Source organism: Pseudomonas sp. S35 (assembly GCF_009866765.1).
Classification (GTDB): Bacteria; Pseudomonadota; Gammaproteobacteria; order Pseudomonadales; family Pseudomonadaceae; genus Aquipseudomonas.
Window position 1 is genome coordinate 4624648 of record NZ_CP019431.1, and the last position, 19967, is coordinate 4644614.

Genomic DNA, 19967 nt, shown 5'->3' on the forward strand with positions numbered 1-19967 from the left:
CATGTGCGCGACCGAGACATTGCATAGGTTATTGAGCCGGTGACGGAGAATTGACGGCACTCTGCCGAACCGGCGGCTTTACAGGGGCCGGTGCAGTTTGTGTGCCAGCGCGCTTCAAGGCCGCGTCCGGTGTTGCATTGGCGGTGCCGGTCCCGGTCAGGCTGCGGCGCACATCCAGGTTGCGTGACACCACCAACACCACCCGACGGTTGCGCGCACGGCCTTCCAGCGTGGCGTTATTGGCCACCGGCTGGAACTCGCCATAGCCCACCGACGCCAGGCGCCCGGGGTTTACGCCCTGCATCGCGAGCATGCGCACGATGCTCGCAGCACGGGCCGAGGACAGCTCCCAATTGGTCGGGTACTGCGCGGTGCTGATCGGTACGTTATCGGTAAAGCCTTCGACGTGGATCGGGTTCTCGAACGGCTGGAGAATTGCCGCCACCTTATCGATGATGGTGAACGCCTGGTCGCTGGGCAATGCGTCGGCGCTGGCGAACAACAGGCTGGAATTGAGTTCGATCTCCACCCACAACTCATTGCCGCGCACGGTCATCTGATTGGAGCTGATCAGGTCGCCAAACGCAGCACTGATGTCATCGGCGATGCTTTTCAGCGGGTCACTGGTACCGCCCACGCCGGCTGCGGTTTCGTCGCTGTCATTGACCAGCGGCTTGGCCGGGGTCACGGTCTTGGGCCGCTCTTCGCCGATGGGGATCGGCTTGAGCGAACGATCGGCGTCGTTGAACACGCCGATCAACGCCTGGGAAATGACTTTGTACTTGCCTTCATTGATCGACGAGATGGAGTACATCACCACGAAAAATGCGAACAGCAAGGTGATGAAGTCCGCGTAGGACACCAGCCAGCGTTCGTGGTTGACGTGTTCTTCAGGCTCGCGACGGCGACGGCTCATTGGCATTACTCCCCATCAATCCATGAAGCCCTGGAGCTTCAGTTCAATGGAGCGCGGGTTCTCGCCCTCGGCAATCGACAGGATGCCTTCGAGCAACATTTCACGGTAACGCGACTGGCGCATGGCAATAGACTTCAGTTTGCTGGCCACGGGCAACAGCACCAGGTTGGCACTCGCCACGCCGTAGATAGTGGCAACGAACGCCACCGCAATGCCGCTGCCCAACTGCGAAGGGTCGGCCAGGTTGCCCATCACGTGGATCAGGCCCATCACCGCACCGATGATGCCGATGGTCGGCGCATAGCCGCCCATGCTTTCAAAGACCTTGGCGGCGTTGATGTCGCGGCTTTCCTGGGTGTAGAAATCCACTTCCAGGATGCTGCGGATCGCTTCCGGCTCGGCGCCGTCGACCAGCAATTGCAGGCCCTTGCGCGAGTAGCTGTCGGGCTCGGCATCGGCCACGCCTTCCAGGCCCAGCAGGCCTTCCTTGCGTGCGGTGAGGCTCCAGTTGACCACCCGGTCGATGCCCCCGGCCAGGTCGACGCGTGGCGGGAAGATGATCCAGATCACGATCTGCATCGCACGCTTGAACGAACTCATCGGTGACTGCAACAACGCCGCGCCCACGGTGCCGCCGATCACGATCAGCGCCGCCGGGCCGTTGGCCAGGGCGCCAAGGTGGCCGCCTTCGAGGTAGTTGCCGCCGATAATGGCGACAAACGCCATGATGATGCCGATCAGGCTCAACACATCCATTAGAGGCAGGCCTCCACCAGATGCTTGCCGATATCGTCCAGGCTGTAGACGGCGTCGGCCAGGTCAGCCTTGACGATGGCCATGGGCATGCCATAGATCACACAGCTGGCTTCATCCTGGGCCCAGATTGCACTGCCGCCCTGCTTGAGCAGGCGGGCGCCTTCACGGCCGTCGGCGCCCATGCCGGTGAGCACCACCGCCAGAACTTTGTCACCGTAGGACTTAGCCGCCGAGCCGAAGGTGATGTCCACGCACGGCTTGTAGTTGAGGCGCTCGTCGCCTGGCAGGATTTTGATCGCGCCACGGCCATCGACCATCATTTGCTTGCCACCCGGGGCCAGCAACGCCAGGCCAGGACGCAGGATGTCACCATCCTCGGCTTCCTTGACGCTGACGCGGCACAGCTTGTCCAGGCGCTCGGCAAAGGCCTTGGTGAACGCCGCCGGCATGTGCTGGATCAACACGATCGGCGCCGGAAAGTTGGCCGGCAGCTGGGTCAATACGCGCTGCAAGGCCACCGGGCCGCCGGTGGAGGTACCGATGGCGACCAATTTATAGGCCTTGCGCTTAGGTGCCGCCGAATGCGCAGCAGCCGGGGCCGACGTACGTACCGGTGGCGGCGCAGGCCGTGCAATCGGTGCAGGCGCCGGGCGACTGAACGAGGAACTGGTGGGCGCAGCCGCAGGCGCTACCGGCGCTGGGGCAGGCGTTGGCGCGCTGAACAGGCTGCGACGGTTACTGCGGGAAATGCTGTGGACTTTCTCGCACAGCAGTTGCTTGACCTTCTCGGGGTTGCGCGAGATGTCTTCGAAATTCTTCGGCAGGAAGTCCACCGCACCGGCATCCAGCGCATCGAGGGTCACTCGGGCGCCTTCATGGGTCAGCGAGGAGAACATCAATACCGGGGTCGGGCAGCGTTGCATGATGTGCCGGACTGCCGTGATGCCATCCATCATCGGCATCTCGTAGTCCATGGTGATCACGTCCGGCTTCAGCGCAATGGCTTGATCAATCGCCTCTTTGCCGTTGGTGGCCGTACCGACCACCTGGATGCTTGGATCGGCGGAAAGAATTTCCGAGACGCGGCGGCGGAAGAAACCCGAATCGTCCACCACCAGGACCTTGACTGCCATAAACACTCCGTTAGGCGGGGCGGGCATTACCGCCCTGCCCCACCAGAATCAAATACGCCGAGCGGCGTAACGCTTGAGCATGCTCGGAACATCGAGAATCAGCGCGATCCGACCGTCACCGGTGATGGTCGCACCCGACATGCCCGGGGTTCCCTGCAGCATTTTGCCCAAAGGCTTGATGACCACTTCTTCCTGGCCAACCAGTTGATCGACGACAAAGCCGATGCGCTGGGTGCCCACGGACAGAATCACCACATGGCCTTCGCGCTGCTCCTCATGGGCAGCCGATGCAACCAGCCAGCGCTTGAGGTAGAACAGCGGCAACGCCTTGTCCCGCACGATCACCACTTCCTGGCCGTCCACCACATTGGTACGCGACAGGTCGAGGTGGAAGATTTCGTTGACGTTGACCAGCGGGAAGGCGAAAGCCTGGTTGCCCAGCATCACCATCAGGGTCGGCATGATCGCCAAGGTCAACGGCACCTTGATCACGATCTTGGAGCCCTGGCCCTTGGTCGAGTAGATGTTGATCGAGCCGTTGAGCTGGCTGATCTTGGTCTTCACCACGTCCATGCCCACGCCACGGCCCGACACGTCGGAAATCTCGGTCTTGGTCGAGAAGCCTGGGGCGAAGATCAGGTTGTAGCACTCGGTGTCGGTCAGCCGGTCGGCGGCGTCCTTGTCCATCACGCCGCGCTTGACCGCGATATTGCGCAAGATCGCCGGGTCCATGCCTTTGCCGTCATCGGTAATCGACAGCAGGATATGGTCGCCTTCTTGCTCCGCCGCCAGAATCACCTTGCCACCACGGGACTTGCCCGAGGCTTCGCGTTCTTCCGGGGTTTCGACGCCGTGGTCGACGGCGTTGCGCACCAAGTGGACCAGCGGGTCGGCCAGGGCCTCGACAAGGTTTTTGTCGAGGTCGGTTTCTTCACCCACCAGTTCCAGGTTGATCTCTTTCTTCAGCTGGCGTGCCAGGTCACGGACCAGGCGCGGGAAACGGCCGAAGACTTTTTTGATCGGCTGCATGCGCGTTTTCATCACCGCGGTTTGCAGGTCGGCCGTCACCACATCGAGGTTCGACACGGCCTTTTGCATGGCTTCATCGCCGCTGCTCAGGCCCAGGCGCACCAGACGGTTACGCACCAGTACCAGTTCGCCGACCATGTTCATGATGTCGTCCAGGCGCGCGGTATCGACCCGCACCGTGGTTTCGGCTTCACTGGCCGGTTTTTCCGGCGGCGGTGGCGCAGCTGCACGCGCCGGTGCTGGAGCCGGGGCGGCTGGCTTGGCCGCTGCCACAGGTGCAGGTGCAGCCGCTTTGGCCGCAACCGGTGCCGCCGTCGCCACAGCCGCCGCCGAGGCGACTTCGGTGAACTTGCCCTTGCCGTGCAAATCGTCCAGCAGCGCTTCGAATTCGTGATCGGAGATCAACCCATCGTCCGCAGGCTTGGCACTGGCAGGTGCAGCAGCAGGCGCTGGCGCCACGTCTGGCAGGGCGTCGACGGCGAACGTGCCTTTGCCATGCAACTGGTCAAGCAAGGCTTCGAATTCGTCATCGGTAATGTCGGTACTGGCCGGGGCCGCAGGCGCTTGGGCAGCGGCAACCGGCGCCACCGCATCGGCGGCGAACTGGCCCTTGCCGTGCAACTGGTCGAGCAGCGATTCGAACTCGGCGTCGGTGATGTCTTCGCTGGTCGGCGCCGCTGCCGGGGCAGGCGCCGCCGGTGCTTCAGCCTCGGCCTTGACGGCACTGAGGGAGTTGAGCAACTGCTCGAACTCGCTGTCCGTTACATCGGCTTCTGGCTGCGCCACCGGCTCAGGCGCGGCTTCAACCACCGGCGCTGCCGTGGTGTCGGCCGGCTCTGCATAGCGCGCCAGGGCGGCCAACAGTTCCGGCGTGGCCGCGGTGATCGGGGCACGTTCACGCACTTGGCTGAACATGCCGTTGACCGCATCCAGTGCTTCGAGAATCACGTCCATCAATTCCGAATCAACGTGACGCTCACCCTTGCGCAGGATGTCGAACACGTTCTCGGCGATGTGGCAGCACTCCACCAGCTCATGGAGCTGGAGGAAGCCGGCGCCCCCTTTTACAGTATGAAAACCGCGAAAAATTGCATTGAGCAGGTTCGCATCATCCGGTCGGCTTTCCAGCTCGACCAGTTGTTCGGACAGTTGCTCTAAAATTTCGCCGGCCTCTACAAGGAAATCCTGAAGGATCTCTTCATCGGCGCCGAAGCTCATGTGGGTGCTCCTTAGAAGCCTAAACTGGATAACAGGTCATCTACGTCATCCTGACCTGACACAACGTCTTCACGTTTATCGGCATGAATCTGCGGACCTTCACCCTTGGCGAGATGTTTTTGTGGATCTTTTTCAGAGAGGATCGCTTCGCGGTCATGTTCGATGCCGGCAAAACGGTCGACCTGGCCAGCCATGAGTACCAATTTGAGCAGGTTGCTTTCCACTTCGGTGACCAACTGGGTCACACGCTTGATCACCTGACCGGTAAGGTCCTGGTAGTCCTGGGCCAGCAGAATGTCATTGAGGTTGCTGGCAACCGTGCGGTTTTCCTGCTCGCTGCGTGACAAGAACCCTTCGACCCGACGGGCCAGCTCACGGAACTCTTCAGCCCCCACTTCCCGGCGCATGAAGCGGCCCCAGTCGTTGCTCAGGGCTTGGGCTTCAGTGGCCATGCCATTGACCAGGGGCGTGGCGTTTTCCACCAGGTCCATCGTGCGGTTGGCCGCCGCCTCAGTCAGCCTGACCACGTAGGACAGGCGTTCGGTGGCGTCAGTGATTTGTGAGATTTCTTCGGCCTGGGGCATATGCGGGTCAATCTGGAAATTGACGATCGCACTGTGCAGCTCGCGTGTGAGCTTGCCCACTTCCTGATACAGGCCGCGGTCACGGGTCTGGTTGAGCTCATGGATCAACTGCACCGCGTCGCCGAACTGGCCTCTTTCAAGGCTGTCGACCAACTGGTGAGCATGTTTTTTCAGGGTCGACTCGAAGTCTCCCTGTGACGTTTCTTTATGCTCCATAGCTCCCCCGCGATGGCATTAGCCGTGGATGCGTTCGAAGATCTTTTCGATCTTCTCTTTCAAGGCCTGTGCAGTGAATGGCTTGACCACATAACCGTTGACCCCGGCCTGGGCGGCTTCGATGATCTGCTCACGCTTGGCTTCGGCGGTCACCATCAACACGGGAAGGCTGCGCAGCTTTTCGTCGGCGCGCACGTGGCGCAACAGGTCGATACCGGTCATTCCCGGCATGTTCCAGTCCGTTACCAGAAAGTCGATGCTCCCGCTGTTGAGGATCGGAATTGCCGTCAGGCCGTCATCCGCCTCGACCGTGTTTGTGAACCCAAGGTCACGCAACAGGTTTTTTATGATCCGCCGCATCGTTGAGAAGTCATCAACGATGAGGATTTTCATGTTCTTGTCCAATTCGACCTCCAAGCAGTCTTAAACGCGCCCAGCACCTGGACGCGCCATTTCAATCAACAGGCATTACACAAAAAGGACTGCTGGGAACACCACGGGTCGAACCCGCGAAGGCCAATCACCTTCGCGGTATCGCTTCGCAGTGCCCCCACACCGCCTGTCAGCGCGCTCGCCACTCTCCCAATCGCCCGCGCAAGCGGGCTGCGCATTGGCTGTGCAACTGGCTGACACGCGATTCACTGACCCCCAGGACCTCACCGATTTCCTTGAGGTTCAGCTCTTCGTCGTAGTACAGCGCCAACACCAACCGCTCGCGCTCGGGCAAGTTGGCAATGGCGTCCGCCAATGCGCCCTGGAAGCGTTCATCTTCCAGGTCGCGCGACGGCTCCATGTGTGCGCTCGCGCCGTCCTCGTGCAGCCCTTCGTGTTCGCCGTCCTGCAACAGGTCGTCGAAACTGAACAGGCGGCTGCCCAAGGTATCGTTCAAAATCCCGTAGTAATCGTCGAGACTCAATTGGAGTTCGGCCGCAACTTCGTGATCTTTAGCGTCGCGACCGGTTTTTGCTTCAATTGCACGAATTGCGTCACTGACCATGCGCGTATTGCGGTGCACCGAACGCGGCGCCCAATCGCCTTTACGCACCTCATCGAGCATCGCGCCACGGATACGGATACCCGCATACGTCTCGAAACTCGCGCCTTTGCTGGCGTCGTATTTGGTCGACACTTCGAGCAGGCCGATCATGCCGGCCTGGATCAGGTCCTCGACCTGCACGCTGGCGGGCAGGCGAGCCAACAAGTGATAGGCGATACGCTTGACCAGCGGCGCATAGCGCTCAATCAACTCACCCTGGCTGTCACGGGCAGATTTCTTGTAGGCGTTGTAGCCGTTCGCTGTCATAGCACCGGTCCTGCGCTCGTCTGATGTACCAATCGCTCGACGAAAAACTCCAGATGCCCCCGAGGGTTGGCGGGCAACGGCCAAGTATCGACCTTCTGGGCAATAGCCTTGAACGCCAGTGCGCATTTGGAACGAGGGAACGCTTCGTAGACTGCACGCTGCTTTTGCACAGCCTTGCGCACACACTCGTCGTAGGGAACTGCGCCGACGTATTGTAAGGCGACATCGAGGAAGCGATCCGTGACCTTGGTCAACTTGGCGAACAGGTTGCGCCCTTCCTGCGGGCTCTGGGCCATGTTGGCCAGCACGCGGAAGCGGTTCATGCCGTAGTCACGGTTAAGCAGTTTGATCAGGGCGTAGGCGTCGGTGATCGAGGTGGGTTCATCGCAGACCACCAGCAACACTTCCTGCGCGGCGCGCACGAAGCTGACCACGGACTCGCCGATCCCGGCGGCGGTGTCGATCACCAGCACGTCGAGGTTGTCGCCGATATCACTGAAGGCCTGGATCAGGCCGGCATGTTGCGCCGGGCTCAGGTGCACCATGCTCTGGGTACCGGAGGCGGCCGGCACGATGCGGATCCCGCCAGGGCCCTGGAGCAGCACATCGCGCAGCTCACAGCGCCCCTCGATCACATCGGCAAGGGTATGTTTGGGCGTCAGTCCCAGCAGAACGTCGACGTTCGCCAGCCCCAGGTCAGCATCCAGCAGCATGACGCGACGGCCAAGCTCTGCCAGGGCCAGGGACAAATTCACTGACACGTTAGTTTTCCCGACGCCACCTTTGCCGCCGGTCACCGCGATCACCTGTACGGGATGCATGCTGCCCATTTTATTTCTTTACCTTGTCTTGCTTAGACGCAGGCTACATGGCTTGGCCGCGTGAATCGCTTGCAGACCATCGATGTAGGTACATTTCACGGTGTTCATCCTGACTTCAACCGACCCGTTTTGCCGGGTGGTGGTAGAGGTCGGCGAACATATCGGCCATCGCTTCCTCGCTAGGCTCTTCTTGCATTTGCACGCTGACGGCGCGGCTGACCAACTGATGACGGCGCGGCAGATGCAGATCATCCGGGATCCGCGGCCCGTCGGTCAGGTAGGCAACCGGTAGTTCATGGCTGATAGCCAGGCTCAACACTTCGCCCAGGCTGGCGGTTTCATCCAGTTTGGTCAGGATGCAACCGGCCAGGCCGCAGCGCTTGTAGCTATGGTACGCAGCGGTAAGAACCTGTTTTTGGCTGGTGGTTGCAAGCACCAGGTAATTTTTCGACTTGATGCCACGCCCAGCCAGGCTTTCCAGTTGCATGCGCAACGCCGGGTCGCTGGCTTGCAGGCCGGCGGTGTCGATCAACACCACGCGCTTGCGCAGCAGCGGGTCGAGCGCGTTGGCCAGGGACTGGCCCGGATCGACGTGGGTCACCGGCACATTGAGGATACGACCCAAGGTCTTGAGCTGTTCCTGGGCACCGATGCGGTAGCTGTCCATGCTCACCAGCGCGATGTTATTGGCGCCGTACTTGAGCACGTAACGCGCGGCCAGCTTGGCCAGGGTGGTGGTCTTGCCCATGCCGGCAGGGCCGACCATGGCGATCACGCCACCCTCTTCCAAGGGTTCAATTTCCGGGGTGACGATCATCCGCGCCAGGTGCGCCAGCAACATGCGCCAGGCTTGGCGAGGTTCGTCGATTTCGGTGGTCAGGGCCAGCAGGTCGCGAGACAGCGGACCGGACAGGCCGATGCGTTGCAGGCGGCGCCACAGGTTGGCCTGTTGCGGCTTGCTGCCTTGCAGTTGTGTCCAGGCCAGCGAGCCGAGCTGCACTTCCAGCAGTTCGCGCAGGCCATTGAGCTCAAAGCGCATCGAATCAAACACACGCTGGTCGACGGCGGCGGCCGGGGCTGGCGCGGCAGGACGCGGCGGTTCGATGAAGGTCGGCTCAACCAGGGGCTCGGCAGCCGTCAGCGGCAGGCCGGCAAACAACTGGCGATTGGTGGTGGCATCGCTGTCGCCACGCATGCTCAGTTCGGCCTGGGCCGAGACGATACGCGAGGCGGTCTTGCGCAGCTCGTCTTCGAGCTCCATGTTCGGCACGCGTGGCGCCAGCGCCGAGGGGGTGTAATCCAGGGCAGCCGTCAGCTCGACACCGCCGGCAATACGACGGTTACCGATAATCGCGGCGTCGGCGCCCAGTTCATCACGGACCAGTTTCATGGCCTGACGCATATCGGCGGCGAAAAAACGCTTCACTTGCATAACCCACTACCCTCAGCCGTTGGGCCCTACTGTCGCGACGATAGTCACTTGCTTGTTGTCAGGAATTTCCTGATAAGCCAAAACGTGCAAATTCGGTACTGCCAGGCGTCCAAACCGCGACAACATCGCGCGGACCGGGCCGGCCACCAGCAGAATCACCGGTTGGCCTTGCATCTCTTGGCGCTGCGCGGCGTCGATCAACGAGCGCTGCAGCTTTTCAGCCATGCTTGGTTCCAGCAGAACGCCCTCTTCCTGGCCTTGTCCTGCCTTCTGAATACTATTGAGCAATATTTGTTCCAACCTTGGCTCCAAGGTGATCACAGGCAGCTCGGAGTCAAGCCCTACAATGCTTTGCACGATTGCGCGGGACAATCCGACGCGCACCGCAGCCACCAGCGCGGCGGTATCTTGACTCTTGGCGGCATTGTTGGCGATGGCCTCGGCAATGCTGCGGATGTCGCGCACCGGCACCTGTTCGGCCAGCAGCGCCTGCAGCACTTTGAGCAATTGCGACAGCGACAGCACGCCCGGCACCAGTTCTTCGGCGAGTTTTGGCGAAGCTTTGCCCAGCAAACCCATCAATTGCTGGACTTCTTCGTGGCCGATCAGCTCATGGGAGTGCTTGTACAGAATCTGGTTGAGGTGGGTCGCAACCACGGTGCTGGCGTCCACCACGGTGTAGCCCAGGGACTGCGCCTGGCTGCGCTGGCTGATTTCGATCCACACCGCGTCCAGGCCAAAAGCCGGATCTTTGGCGGTAATGCCGTTGAGGCTGCCGAACACCTGCCCTGGGTTGATCGCCAACTCGCGGTCCGGGTAGATCTCGGCTTCGGCCAGGATCACGCCCATCAAGGTCAGGCGGTAGGCGCTTGGCGCCAGGTCGAGGTTGTCGCGGATGTGCACGGTGGGCATCAGAAAACCCAGGTCCTGGGACAGTTTTTTGCGCACGCCCTTGATCCGCGCAAGCAATTGGCCGCCCTGGTTGCGGTCCACCAAGGGGATCAGGCGGTAGCCCACTTCCAGGCCAATCATATCGATCGGGGTCACGTCATCCCAGCCAAGCTCCTTGGTTTCCTGGGCGCGGGCCGGGGATGGCAGCAGTTCTTGCTGGCGGGCAATTTCTTGTTGGGCGATGACTTTGACCTGGTTCTGCTTCTTCCAGAACAGGTACGCAGCACCGCCGGCCAGGGCCGCCATGCTCAGGAACGAGACGTGGGGCATGCCCGGCACGATACCCATGATCGCCATGATGCCCGCCGCCACGGCCAGGGCCTTGGGCGAGGCAAACATCTGCCGGCTGATCTGCTTGCCCATGTCTTCGGAGCCCGAGGCACGGGTCACCATGATGGCCGCAGCTGTAGATAACAACAGTGATGGCAATTGCGCCACTAAACCGTCACCGATGGTCAGCAAGGCGTACACCTTGCCCGCATCGCCGAAGGTCATGCCGTGCTGGAAGATACCGACGGCCATGCCGCCGATCAGGTTGATGAACAGAATCAACAGGCCAGCGATGGCGTCACCGCGCACGAATTTGCTGGCACCGTCCATGGAACCGTAGAACTCGGCTTCCTGGGCGACTTCCAAGCGGCGCGTCTTGGCCTGGTTCTGGTCGATCAGGCCGGCGTTGAGGTCGGCGTCGATAGCCATCTGCTTGCCGGGCATGGCGTCGAGGGTAAAGCGTGCGCTCACCTCGGAAATCCGCCCGGCGCCCTTGGTCACCACCACGAAGTTGATGATCATCAGGATCGCGAACACCACGATACCGACCACGTAGTTACCGCCGATCACCACCTCGCCGAAGGCCTGGATCACCTTACCGGCGGCGGCGTGGCCGTCCTGGCCGTGGAGCATCACCACACGGGTGGACGCCACGTTCAGCGCCAGGCGCAACAGGGTCGCCACCAGCAGGATCGTCGGGAACACCGCAAAATCCAGCGGCCGCAGGGCGTACACGCAGACCAGCAGGACCACGACCGAAAGCGCAATGTTGAACGTGAAGAACACGTCCAGCAGGAACGGCGGCATGGGCAACATCATCATTGCCAGCATCACCAGCAACAACAACGGCACACCCAGATTGCCTCGCGAGAGGTCAGTCAGGGTCGTACGGGCCGTGCCGAGCATTTGAGAGCGATCCACCACCGGTATTCCTCGTTTCCTTGAAGCAAACTTTTGACGCCGGGAGACGTCCTGGAGGCGGTATTGCAAGAAGCCTTCCAACTTTGCTTTTGAGGCCGTGGATCGCGAGAGGCACACATTCAAATGTGGCAGGGGCGGTGCGAGGGAACACGTCCACTACGCACCTCTCAAAGGCTTATACATAACACCGTGGTGAGCGGGCTTGCCCCGCGCTGGGCTGCGAAGCGGCCCCAAAACCCTCAACTCGATTGGTTCTGGCACTCGCAGTGACCTTGTTGGGGGCTGCCGGGGCATCTGGGCATCCGCAAGGGCCAGGCACTCGACTGAGCCTACCTAACTGACAACCTGCACATCCGTGGCCTGATCACCTTTTTGGCCTTTCTCTACACCAAACTCGACCTTCTGCCCGTCTTCGAGCGTCTTATAGCCCTCTCCCTTGATCGCCGAATAGTGGACGAAGACATCTCCACCCCCATCCTGACTGATAAAGCCGTATCCTTTTTCGCCGTTAAACCATTTCACCGTGCCTGTCGACATTGCCGCTCTCCTGACACCCCGCCCAGAAAACCAGGCGAGACTCACTGGATAATCTTGATGTTTGACGCGAATACGCCCTCAGGGCGGTGGATTCTCGAAAACTGCACTCTCTGACCTTGCTTGAGCCAAATCCCAGTAGAACTCGTGAGGTCCACCCGCACACGTTCGTCGTCGCGATCCATTGCAATCACGCCCTCGCCTGTTTTGTGGTCGTATGCCTCGACCGTGCCTTTCATCACCTCCATCGCAATACCCTCTACCTCACGCACTGCAAAGTGCGTGGAATTCCCGGAGCTATAAAACCGCGATAAGGAGACGGCGACCACTGTCAAAGTTGACAGGTAGACGGGGCTTAACGACGAGTGGTAGAGGCTGGCGACGGTCAAGGGGCTGCCGCGCAGGCAGGCGCGGGGCAAGCCCGCTCACCACAAAGAAGCTCGTCCAGCACCACGGGGGGAAGGTCAAGAGTCGCGGCGCAACTCTGGCGGAATCGGCAGGTCTTTGAGCGGATCCGGGCGCTTGCCCTTGCCCGCGCGGTATTGGCGAATCTGATAGACATACGCCAGCACTTGGGCAACCGCCAGGTACAAACCTGCCGGGATTTCCTGGTCGAGGTCGGTGGAGTAGAAGATCGACCGCGCCAGTTCCGGGGATTCGAGCAGCAGGATGTCGTTGGCCACCGCGATTTCGCGGATTTTCAAGGCGGTAAAGTCGCTGCCCTTGGCCAGCAGCATCGGCGCGCCGCCTTTCTCGGGGTCGTACTTGAGGGCCACGGCGTAGTGGGTCGGGTTGGTGATGACCACGTCGGCGTCGGGTACTGCGGCCATCATCTTGCGCTGGGACATTTCGCGCTGCAGTTGGCGGATGCGCTGCTTGACCTCGGGACGGCCTTCCTGGTCCTTGTGCTCGTCGCGCACTTCCTGCTTGGTCATCAGCAGTTTCTTGTGGCTTTCCCACAGCTGGATCGGCGCATCCACGGCCGCAATGATGATCAGCCCGGCGGCCATCCACAGCGCGCTCCAGCCAACCACCTGCACGCTGTGGATGATCGCTGACTCCAGCGGCTCATGGGCGATGCGCAGCAGGTCGTCGATGTCGGACGACAACACCATCAGCGCCACAAACAGAATCAGGATGAACTTGGCCAAGGCCTTGAGCAGCTCCACCAGCGCCTTGGCCGAGAACATGCGCTTGAGCCCGGCCGCCGGGTTCATACGGCTGAACTTGGGCGCCATGCTGCCGGCGGCAAACAGCCAGCCACCCAAGGCAACAGGGCCGATCAGCGCGGCCAGCAACAAGGTGATCAGGATCGGCTGCACGGCCAGGATCGCGATCTTGCCCGAGTGCAGCAGGTATTGGCCCATGCTATCGGGGTTGAGCAACACCTCACGGGGCAAGGTGAAGTTGTGTTTCATCAGCTCCAGCAAGTCCAGCGCCAATCCACCGCCGTAGATCAGCAAGGCGCCGGCACCGGCCATCATGGTGGCGACCGTGTTGAGCTCTTTGGAGCGCGCAATCTCGCCCTTTTCCCTGGAGTCCTTTTTGCGTTTCTCCGTGGGGTCTTCTGTTTTGTCCTGACCACTCTCGCTCTCGGCCATGGCTCAGCGCGCCCGTGCCAGATCACGTAAAAACTGCAAGGCGTCGGTCGCCAGCGGTTGATACTGATTGAGAATGTCGGCCAGGCCGATCCAGAAAATCCCCATGCCCAGCACCAGGGTCAACGGGAAACCAATCGAAAAGATGTTCAGTTGCGGCGCCGCACGGGTCATGACGCCAAACGCGATGTTGACCACCAGCAACGCGGTAATGGCCGGCAGCACCAACAACAGCGAAGCGCCCAGCACCCAACCGAGGCGCCCGACCGTTTCCCAGAAGTGATTGACCACCAACCCCGACCCCACCGGCAAGGTGGTGAAGCTTTCGGTCAGCACCTCAAACGCCACCAGGTGCCCGTTCATCGCCAGGAACAGCAAGGTCACCAACATGGTCAGGAACTGCCCGATCACCGCCGCCGACACCCCGTTGGTGGGGTCGACCATGGACGCGAAGCCCATGCCCATCTGGATCGAGATGATTTGCCCGGCAATCACAAATGCCTGGAAGAACAACTGCAGGGAGAACCCCAGCATGGCACCGATCAGGATCTGTTCGACGATCAGCATCAAGGCGCTGAGGTCCAGGGCATTCACCGGCGGCATGGGCGGCAAGCCCGGCACCAGCACCACTGTGATTGCCACCGCGAAATACAGGCGCACCCGGCGCGGCACGAGGGTCGTGCCAAACACCGGCATGGCCATCAACATGGCCGTCACGCGAAACAGCGGCAGGATGAACGAGGCCACCCAGGTACTGATCTGAGTGTCGGTCAATGCCAGCAGGGAGTTCACCCGATCAGCCGATCAAGTGCGGAATACTGCCGTACAACTGCAGGATGTATTCCATAAAGGTTTGCACCAGCCACGGGCCGGCGACGATCAGAGTGACCAGCATCACCAGCAGGCGCGGCAGGAAGCTCAAGGTCTGTTCGTTGATCTGCGTTGCGGCCTGGAACATCGCCACCAGCAGGCCCACCAACAGGCTCGGCACCACCAGCACGGCCACCATTATGGTGGTCAGCCACAGCGCTTCACGGAACAAGTCGACAGCTACTTCTGGCGTCATTGCGCTACACCCCGCCGAAACTGCTGGCCAGGGTGCCGATAATCAGCGCCCAGCCGTCCACCAGCACAAATAACATGATCTTGAACGGCAACGAGATGATCAGCGGCGACAGCATCATCATACCCATCGCCATCAGCACGCTCGCCACCACCAGGTCGATGATCAGGAACGGGATGAAGATCATGAAACCGATCTGGAACGCGGTCTTCAGCTCGGAGGTCACGAACGCCGGAACGAGAATGGTCAACGGCGCCTGGTCCGGCGTTGCGATGTCGGTACGCTTGGACAGGCGCATGAACAGCTCAAGGTCACTGGAGCGGGTCTGCGAGAGCATGAAGTCCTTGATCGGCACCTGCGCCCGGTCGATCGCCACCTGGGCCGTGATGGTTTCCGCCAGGTAGGGTTGCAGGGCTTGCTGGTTCACCTTGTCGAACACCGGCGCCATGATGAACATGGTCAGGAACAAGGCCATGCCGGTGAGGATCTGGTTCGACGGCGTCTGTTGCAGGCCCAGGGCCTGACGCAGGATCGAGAACACGATGATGATCCGCGTGAAGCTGGTCATCAGCATGACGAACGCCGGAATAAAACTCAGCGCCGTCATGATCAGCAGGATCTGCAGGCTGACCGAATACTCCTGGGCCCCGGCCGCGTTGGTACCCAGCGTAATGGCCGGGATCGACAACGGGTCGGCGGCAAACGCCAACGGCGCCGCCAGCCACAGCATGAGCGTCAATAAAACGCGCATTACTTCTTATCCTTCTGATCCTTGCCCAGCAATTCCATCAGGCGCTGGGCGAATTCGGGCGTGGCAGGCTTGGACTGGTCCACGTTCACCGGGGTCTTGAGCACATGCAGCGGGGTGATGCGGCCGGGGGTGAGGCCCAGCAGGATCTGTTCGTCACCCACTTGCACCAGCACCAGCCGGTCACGCGGGCCGAGGGCGCGCGAGCCGATCATCTCGATCACCTGCGCGTTGCCCGGCCCAACCTGCTGCACACGGCGCAGCAGCCAGGCCAGCACAAAGATCAGGCCCACCACCAGCAACAGGCCCAATACCAGTTGGGTCAACTGGCCGCCCAGGCCACTGCCGACCGGTGCGGCAGCAGCGGCTGCCTGAGCCACCGGCTCTGCCGCCCAGGCGTCCAATGGCAGCGCGACCAACAGTCCCACCATCAGCCGTTTCATATCAGCGCAACTTCTTGATGCGTTCGCTTGGGCTGATCACGTCGGTCAGGCGGATGCCGAACTTTTCGTTGACCACCACCACTTCACCGTGGGCGATCAGGGTGCCGTTGACCAGCACGTCCAATGGCTCACCGGCCAGGCGATCCAACTCGATCACCGAACCCTGGTTGAGTTGCAGCAGGTTGCGGATGTTGATGTCGGTGCTGCCCACTTCCATGGAGATCGACACTGGGATGTCGAGGATCACGTCCAGGTTCGGCCCATCGAGGGTCACCGGGTCGTTGTTCTTCGGCACGCTGCCGAATTCTTCCATCTGCAAGCGGTTACCCGCTGGCGCGGTAGCGGCATCGGCGGCCAGCAGGGCGTCGATATCGTCCTGGCCGACATCACCGGTTTCTTCCAGGGCGGCAGCCCATTCGTCAGCCAGGGCCTGGTCTTCGGCGGAAGTGTTTTCGTGTTCGGTAGCCATTACATGTCCTCGGCGGAGCAAACATTCATAAATAGGGGTACATCAGCGGCGGTTGATCGGCTCAACCACTTGCAGCGCCAGGTTGCCCTTGTGGGAACCGAGCTTGACCTTGAATGACGGCACGCCGTTGGCGCGCATGATCATTTCTTCCGGCAATTCGACCGGGATGATGTCCCCCGGCTGCATGTGCAAAATATCCCGCAGGCGCAGTTGGCGACGGGCCACGGTGGCACTCAGCGGCACGTCGACGTCCAGCAGGTCTTCGCGCAGGGCCTTGACCCAGCGCTCGTCCTGATCGTCCAGGTCGGACTGGAAACCGGCATCGAGCATCTCGCGCACCGGCTCGATCATCGAGTACGGCATGGTCACGTGCAGGTCGCCGCCACCGCCATCGAGTTCGATGTGGAAGGTGGACACCACAATCGCTTCGCTCGGGCCGACGATGTTGGCCATGGCCGGGTTCACTTCCGAGTTGATGTACTCGAAGTTGACTTCCATGATCGCCTGCCAGGCTTCCTTCAAGTCGATGAAGGCCTGCTCCAGCACCATGCGCACCACGCGCAGCTCGGTGGGCGTGAACTCACGGCCTTCGATCTTGGCGTGACGGCCATCACCGCCAAAGAAGTTGTCCACCAGCTTGAACACCAGCTTGGCGTCGAGGATGAACAGCGCAGTGCCGCGCAACGGCTTGATCTTGACCAGGTTGAGGCTGGTGGGCACGTACAGCGAGTGCACGTACTCACCGAACTTCATCACCTGCACACCGCCCACGGCCACATCCGCCGAACGGCGCAGCATGTTGAACATGCTGATGCGGGTGTAGCGGGCAAAACGTTCGTTGATCATCTCCAGGGTCGGCATGCGTCCACGGACGATGCGATCCTGGCTGGTCAGGTCATAACTTTTGACGCTGCCAGGCTCGGCAGCCATTTCGGTCTGTACCAGACCATCGTCGACGCCATGCAACAGCGCGTCGATTTCATCCTGGGACAGCAGGTCTTGCACGGCCATGTCGTGTTCCTACTGCAAAACGAAGTTAGTGAAGAGCGCCTGCTCGACCACGACTTTACCGAGCTCCTTCTGGGCCACTTCCTGCACGCTGGCAGTGACCTTCTGGCGCAGCATTTCCTGGCCCACCGGGGTGGCCAGGGTGTCGAAGCCCTGGGCGGAAAACAGCATCACCAGGTTGTTGCGGATCACTGGCATGTGCACCTTGAGGGCATCCAGGTCCGCCTGGTTACGCGCCAGCAAGGTGATGCTCACCTGCAGGTAGCGTTGACGACCGTTCTGATTGAAGTTGGCGACAAAGGCCGGAAGCATCGGTTCGAAGATTGCCGGTTGCTTGACGTTACTGGTGGTTTCGGCTGCAGGTGCCGGTTTACTTGCACTGCTGTGCATGATGTACCAGGTACCGCCCACGGAAGCGCCGATGGCCAGGAGCAGGCCCACGACTATCATCAGGATAAGCTTGAGCTTGCCTTTGCCTGCGGGTGCTTTTGCTGCGTCGTCACTCTTCGCCATGCCAATAATCCGTCACTATTCGGGGATTCATAGATCTACGGAAAGGCAAGAGCAAGTGTTATGCCAGAGTTGTCCGGGCAAGCGGGGATGAGGGAGCACCACAAATCAAATGTGGGAGGGGCTTGCCCCCGATTGCAGGGTGCCAGCAACTATAGCTGCCACTGACACACCGCTATCGGGGGCAAGCCCCCTCCCACATTTTGACCTGCGCGAGGTTTGAGTCAGGCGTAGTAATCGACGGCGCTGGAGCCGATCACTGTAGAAGTCACGGGTGCCACGGCTTCAGCCACATCAATGTGGTTGCCGCTGTCGCCGCTATCACCACCGCGCCCAGCGCGACTCACGCCACTGGTCTGGGCTTGTTGTTGCTGCTGCTCCTGACCACGGGACTGGTCGGACACGTTCACGTCCACCTGCCCCATGCCCTGCTGCGCAAACATCTCCCGCAGACGGCCAGATTGGCTTTCCAGGGCTTCACGCACCACCGGGTGGGCGCTCATGAAATTGACCTGGGCCTGCTGGTCGGCCGTCATGTTGACCTTGATATCCAGGCGCCCGAGTTCAGCCGGCTGCAACTGGATCTCCGCCGACTTGAGGTTGGCGCTGGACAGGTACATCACGCGGTTGACGATCTCGTCGGTCCAGCCGCTCTGGTGCATGGCCAGCGGTGCATTCGCAACTGGCGGCAAGGCGTTGGCGGTTCTCGGCGTCGCCGCCTGGGTCAATGCCGCCAGGCGATTGGCGAAGTCATCGACCCGAGTGTCGCTGCTGGCGCTCTTCAAGTCTTTGAGGCCATCTTCGATCAAGCCGCCGAAGGCCTTGTCGCCGCCCTGGTCCGTGCTGTCCTTGGTGGCTTGCTGGTCGACCATCGTGGCCAGGCCAGCGGCAAAATTCTGTGCGGCAGTTGGCTGATCCTGGCTGGTCGTCGGTGCGGTCTTGACCGGTGCCTGGCTGCTGGCCGACACATGCCCGCCCTGCTCCATTGCCAAGCGCACGGCTGGCATCGCATCCAACGGGTCGGCTTCAGGATCGAACGCCGGCTTGGCCTCCTCGGTTGCCGCGATTGGCGCAGCGACCACAGGCTGGGCCTTGTCGTCCTTGGCGGCAGGCGCGGGCGCCGGGGTTTCCACGGGCACGACCACCGGTGTGACCGCCGCAATCATGGCCGGGTCGACGACGGGCTCCGGCGCAGGCTGCTGCGCCAGTGCCGGGTCGGCGGGCCCGTCGTCATCCTTGTTGGCACTGTCGTCGGACGTCTTGGCAGGCAAGGTATTGCCGCTATCGGCAACCGCCGGTGTACTGGCGGCAGGCTTGTCGGTGCCGGCAGCCGGTTTGGCGCTGGCATCGGCAGGCTTGTCGCGCGCGGGCTTGGCCGAGTTGTCGTCGGTTTTTACCGAAGGTTTCGAGCCTTGGCTGGCGAACACCTGAGCGAAGCCAGGGCCCTTGTCCCGTGGGTCCGCAGCCGCGACCGGTGGATTGGCGGCGGGCGCTTGAGGCTTGGCCGCAGGGGCAGCCTGAAGAAGCGAATTGGGGGCGACTGACATAGGTAAAGGTCTCCACTGCATGGGGGTCGGGGATGCAGTCCCTGGAGATAGAGCAAGAGTTGGGCCAGTTTTTTTGGATTGTGGGTTTCAGGTGGATATATCCGTTACCGCAGCAACGGATAGGGACTCAATCAAACCCCGGCAAAGCGCTCCCGCTCATGCTCATACAACGGTCGAACCAGCGCGAACTCCTGGTCAATCTCGTCGACCAGCCCACCCAGGTCCACCTGGACAGGTTCGACCGAGCCATCTTCCAGGCGCCGGCAAAGCTCCGCCAAGCGCAGCGCTCCGAGATTCCCGCTGCTGCCCTTGAAACTGTGCGCAATCTGGCCCAACGCCTTGGCATCATCGCGCGCCTGGCGCAGCGCCTCGACGCGCCTCTGGGAGTCATCAAGAAAGGTATCCAGCAATTTGGGGTATTCGCCTTCCATCACTTCCTGCAAACCCGACAAGACCTGCGGGTCCATATGAATATCAGCCACTTGCTCGCTCCTTGA

22 protein-coding genes are annotated in these 19967 nt (G+C 61.3%); all 22 read right to left on the bottom strand.

Going from position 1 to position 19967, the window contains the following annotated elements; all coding sequences use genetic code 11:
• Positions 1 to 28: 28 nt before the first annotated feature.
• The 22 genes from motD to PspS35_RS20715 all read right to left on the bottom strand — a co-directional run bounded on the left by motD (position 29) and on the right by PspS35_RS20715 (position 19952).
• Positions 29 to 916 carry a flagellar motor protein MotD gene (motD, locus tag PspS35_RS20610; RefSeq protein WP_159936576.1) on the bottom strand — a complete coding sequence of 296 codons (888 nt, stop codon included), beginning with the start codon at positions 914 to 916 and terminating at the stop codon, positions 29 to 31.
• 15 nt (positions 917 to 931) lie between these two features.
• Positions 932 to 1672: a flagellar motor protein gene (locus PspS35_RS20615; protein WP_032887912.1), complete on the bottom strand. Its 741-nt coding sequence runs from the start codon at positions 1670 to 1672 to the stop codon at positions 932 to 934.
• Positions 1672 to 2805, bottom strand: coding sequence for a chemotaxis response regulator protein-glutamate methylesterase (locus tag PspS35_RS20620; RefSeq protein ID WP_159936577.1), 1134 nt, complete (start codon positions 2803 to 2805; stop codon positions 1672 to 1674). Before PspS35_RS20620 ends, PspS35_RS20615 begins: the two co-directional genes overlap by 1 nt.
• Before the next feature lie 48 nt (positions 2806 to 2853).
• The gene (locus PspS35_RS20625; RefSeq protein WP_159936578.1) at positions 2854 to 5052 is read right to left on the bottom strand and encodes a chemotaxis protein CheA; all 2199 of its coding nucleotides are present in this window, start codon (positions 5050 to 5052) and stop codon (positions 2854 to 2856) included.
• A gap of 11 nt (positions 5053 to 5063) precedes the next feature.
• Entirely contained in the window at positions 5064 to 5852 is a 789-nt protein-coding gene (locus tag PspS35_RS20630; RefSeq protein WP_159936579.1) for a protein phosphatase CheZ, read from the bottom strand.
• An 18-nt stretch (positions 5853 to 5870) separates the two neighbouring features.
• Positions 5871 to 6245 (bottom strand): chemotaxis response regulator CheY, encoded by a 375-nt coding sequence (locus PspS35_RS20635; RefSeq protein ID WP_160385018.1) that lies wholly within the window; start codon positions 6243 to 6245, stop codon positions 5871 to 5873.
• A gap of 169 nt (positions 6246 to 6414) precedes the next feature.
• Positions 6415 to 7155: an RNA polymerase sigma factor FliA gene (fliA, locus tag PspS35_RS20640; RefSeq protein ID WP_015885174.1), complete on the bottom strand. Its 741-nt coding sequence runs from the start codon at positions 7153 to 7155 to the stop codon at positions 6415 to 6417.
• Entirely contained in the window at positions 7152 to 7985 is an 834-nt protein-coding gene (fleN, locus tag PspS35_RS20645) for a flagellar synthesis regulator FleN (RefSeq protein ID WP_003192912.1), read from the bottom strand. Before fleN ends, fliA begins: the two co-directional genes overlap by 4 nt.
• Before the next feature lie 106 nt (positions 7986 to 8091).
• Positions 8092 to 9408, bottom strand: coding sequence for a flagellar biosynthesis protein FlhF (gene flhF / locus PspS35_RS20650; RefSeq protein ID WP_159936580.1), 1317 nt, complete (start codon positions 9406 to 9408; stop codon positions 8092 to 8094).
• Between the two features lie 12 nt (positions 9409 to 9420).
• The gene (flhA, locus tag PspS35_RS20655) at positions 9421 to 11550 is read right to left on the bottom strand and encodes a flagellar biosynthesis protein FlhA (RefSeq protein WP_159936581.1); all 2130 of its coding nucleotides are present in this window, start codon (positions 11548 to 11550) and stop codon (positions 9421 to 9423) included.
• Between the two features lie 333 nt (positions 11551 to 11883).
• The gene (locus PspS35_RS20660) at positions 11884 to 12087 is read right to left on the bottom strand and encodes a cold-shock protein (protein WP_159936582.1); all 204 of its coding nucleotides are present in this window, start codon (positions 12085 to 12087) and stop codon (positions 11884 to 11886) included.
• Positions 12088 to 12128: 41 nt separating this feature from the next.
• Positions 12129 to 12473: a cold shock domain-containing protein gene (locus PspS35_RS30405; protein WP_238785909.1), complete on the bottom strand. Its 345-nt coding sequence runs from the start codon at positions 12471 to 12473 to the stop codon at positions 12129 to 12131.
• A 75-nt stretch (positions 12474 to 12548) separates the two neighbouring features.
• The gene (gene flhB, locus PspS35_RS20670) at positions 12549 to 13685 is read right to left on the bottom strand and encodes a flagellar biosynthesis protein FlhB (protein ID WP_159936583.1); all 1137 of its coding nucleotides are present in this window, start codon (positions 13683 to 13685) and stop codon (positions 12549 to 12551) included.
• 3 nt (positions 13686 to 13688) lie between these two features.
• Positions 13689 to 14474: a flagellar biosynthetic protein FliR gene (fliR, locus tag PspS35_RS20675; protein ID WP_159936584.1), complete on the bottom strand. Its 786-nt coding sequence runs from the start codon at positions 14472 to 14474 to the stop codon at positions 13689 to 13691.
• A gap of 4 nt (positions 14475 to 14478) precedes the next feature.
• Positions 14479 to 14748 carry a flagellar biosynthesis protein FliQ gene (fliQ, locus tag PspS35_RS20680; protein WP_159936585.1) on the bottom strand — a complete coding sequence of 90 codons (270 nt, stop codon included), beginning with the start codon at positions 14746 to 14748 and terminating at the stop codon, positions 14479 to 14481.
• Between the two features lie 4 nt (positions 14749 to 14752).
• Complete coding sequence (fliP, locus tag PspS35_RS20685) at positions 14753 to 15496, bottom strand: flagellar type III secretion system pore protein FliP (protein WP_159936586.1); 744 nt, start codon at positions 15494 to 15496, stop codon at positions 14753 to 14755.
• Positions 15496 to 15936, bottom strand: a complete 441-nt coding sequence (fliO, locus tag PspS35_RS20690) for a flagellar biosynthetic protein FliO (RefSeq protein WP_159936587.1) — start codon at positions 15934 to 15936, stop codon at positions 15496 to 15498. The genes fliP and fliO overlap by 1 nt, the downstream gene beginning before the upstream one ends.
• A gap of 1 nt (position 15937) precedes the next feature.
• A complete protein-coding gene (gene fliN, locus PspS35_RS20695) occupies positions 15938 to 16405 on the bottom strand; it encodes a flagellar motor switch protein FliN (protein WP_032887893.1) in 468 nt (155 codons plus the stop codon).
• 42 nt (positions 16406 to 16447) lie between these two features.
• A complete protein-coding gene (gene fliM, locus PspS35_RS20700) occupies positions 16448 to 17416 on the bottom strand; it encodes a flagellar motor switch protein FliM (RefSeq protein ID WP_010208755.1) in 969 nt (322 codons plus the stop codon).
• 9 nt (positions 17417 to 17425) lie between these two features.
• Positions 17426 to 17926, bottom strand: a complete 501-nt coding sequence (gene fliL / locus PspS35_RS20705) for a flagellar basal body-associated protein FliL (protein ID WP_159936588.1) — start codon at positions 17924 to 17926, stop codon at positions 17426 to 17428.
• A gap of 221 nt (positions 17927 to 18147) precedes the next feature.
• Positions 18148 to 19470, bottom strand: a complete 1323-nt coding sequence (locus tag PspS35_RS20710; protein WP_159936589.1) for a flagellar hook-length control protein FliK — start codon at positions 19468 to 19470, stop codon at positions 18148 to 18150.
• Between the two features lie 131 nt (positions 19471 to 19601).
• A complete protein-coding gene (locus tag PspS35_RS20715) occupies positions 19602 to 19952 on the bottom strand; it encodes an Hpt domain-containing protein (RefSeq protein ID WP_159936590.1) in 351 nt (116 codons plus the stop codon).
• Positions 19953 to 19967: the final 15 nt, after the last annotated feature.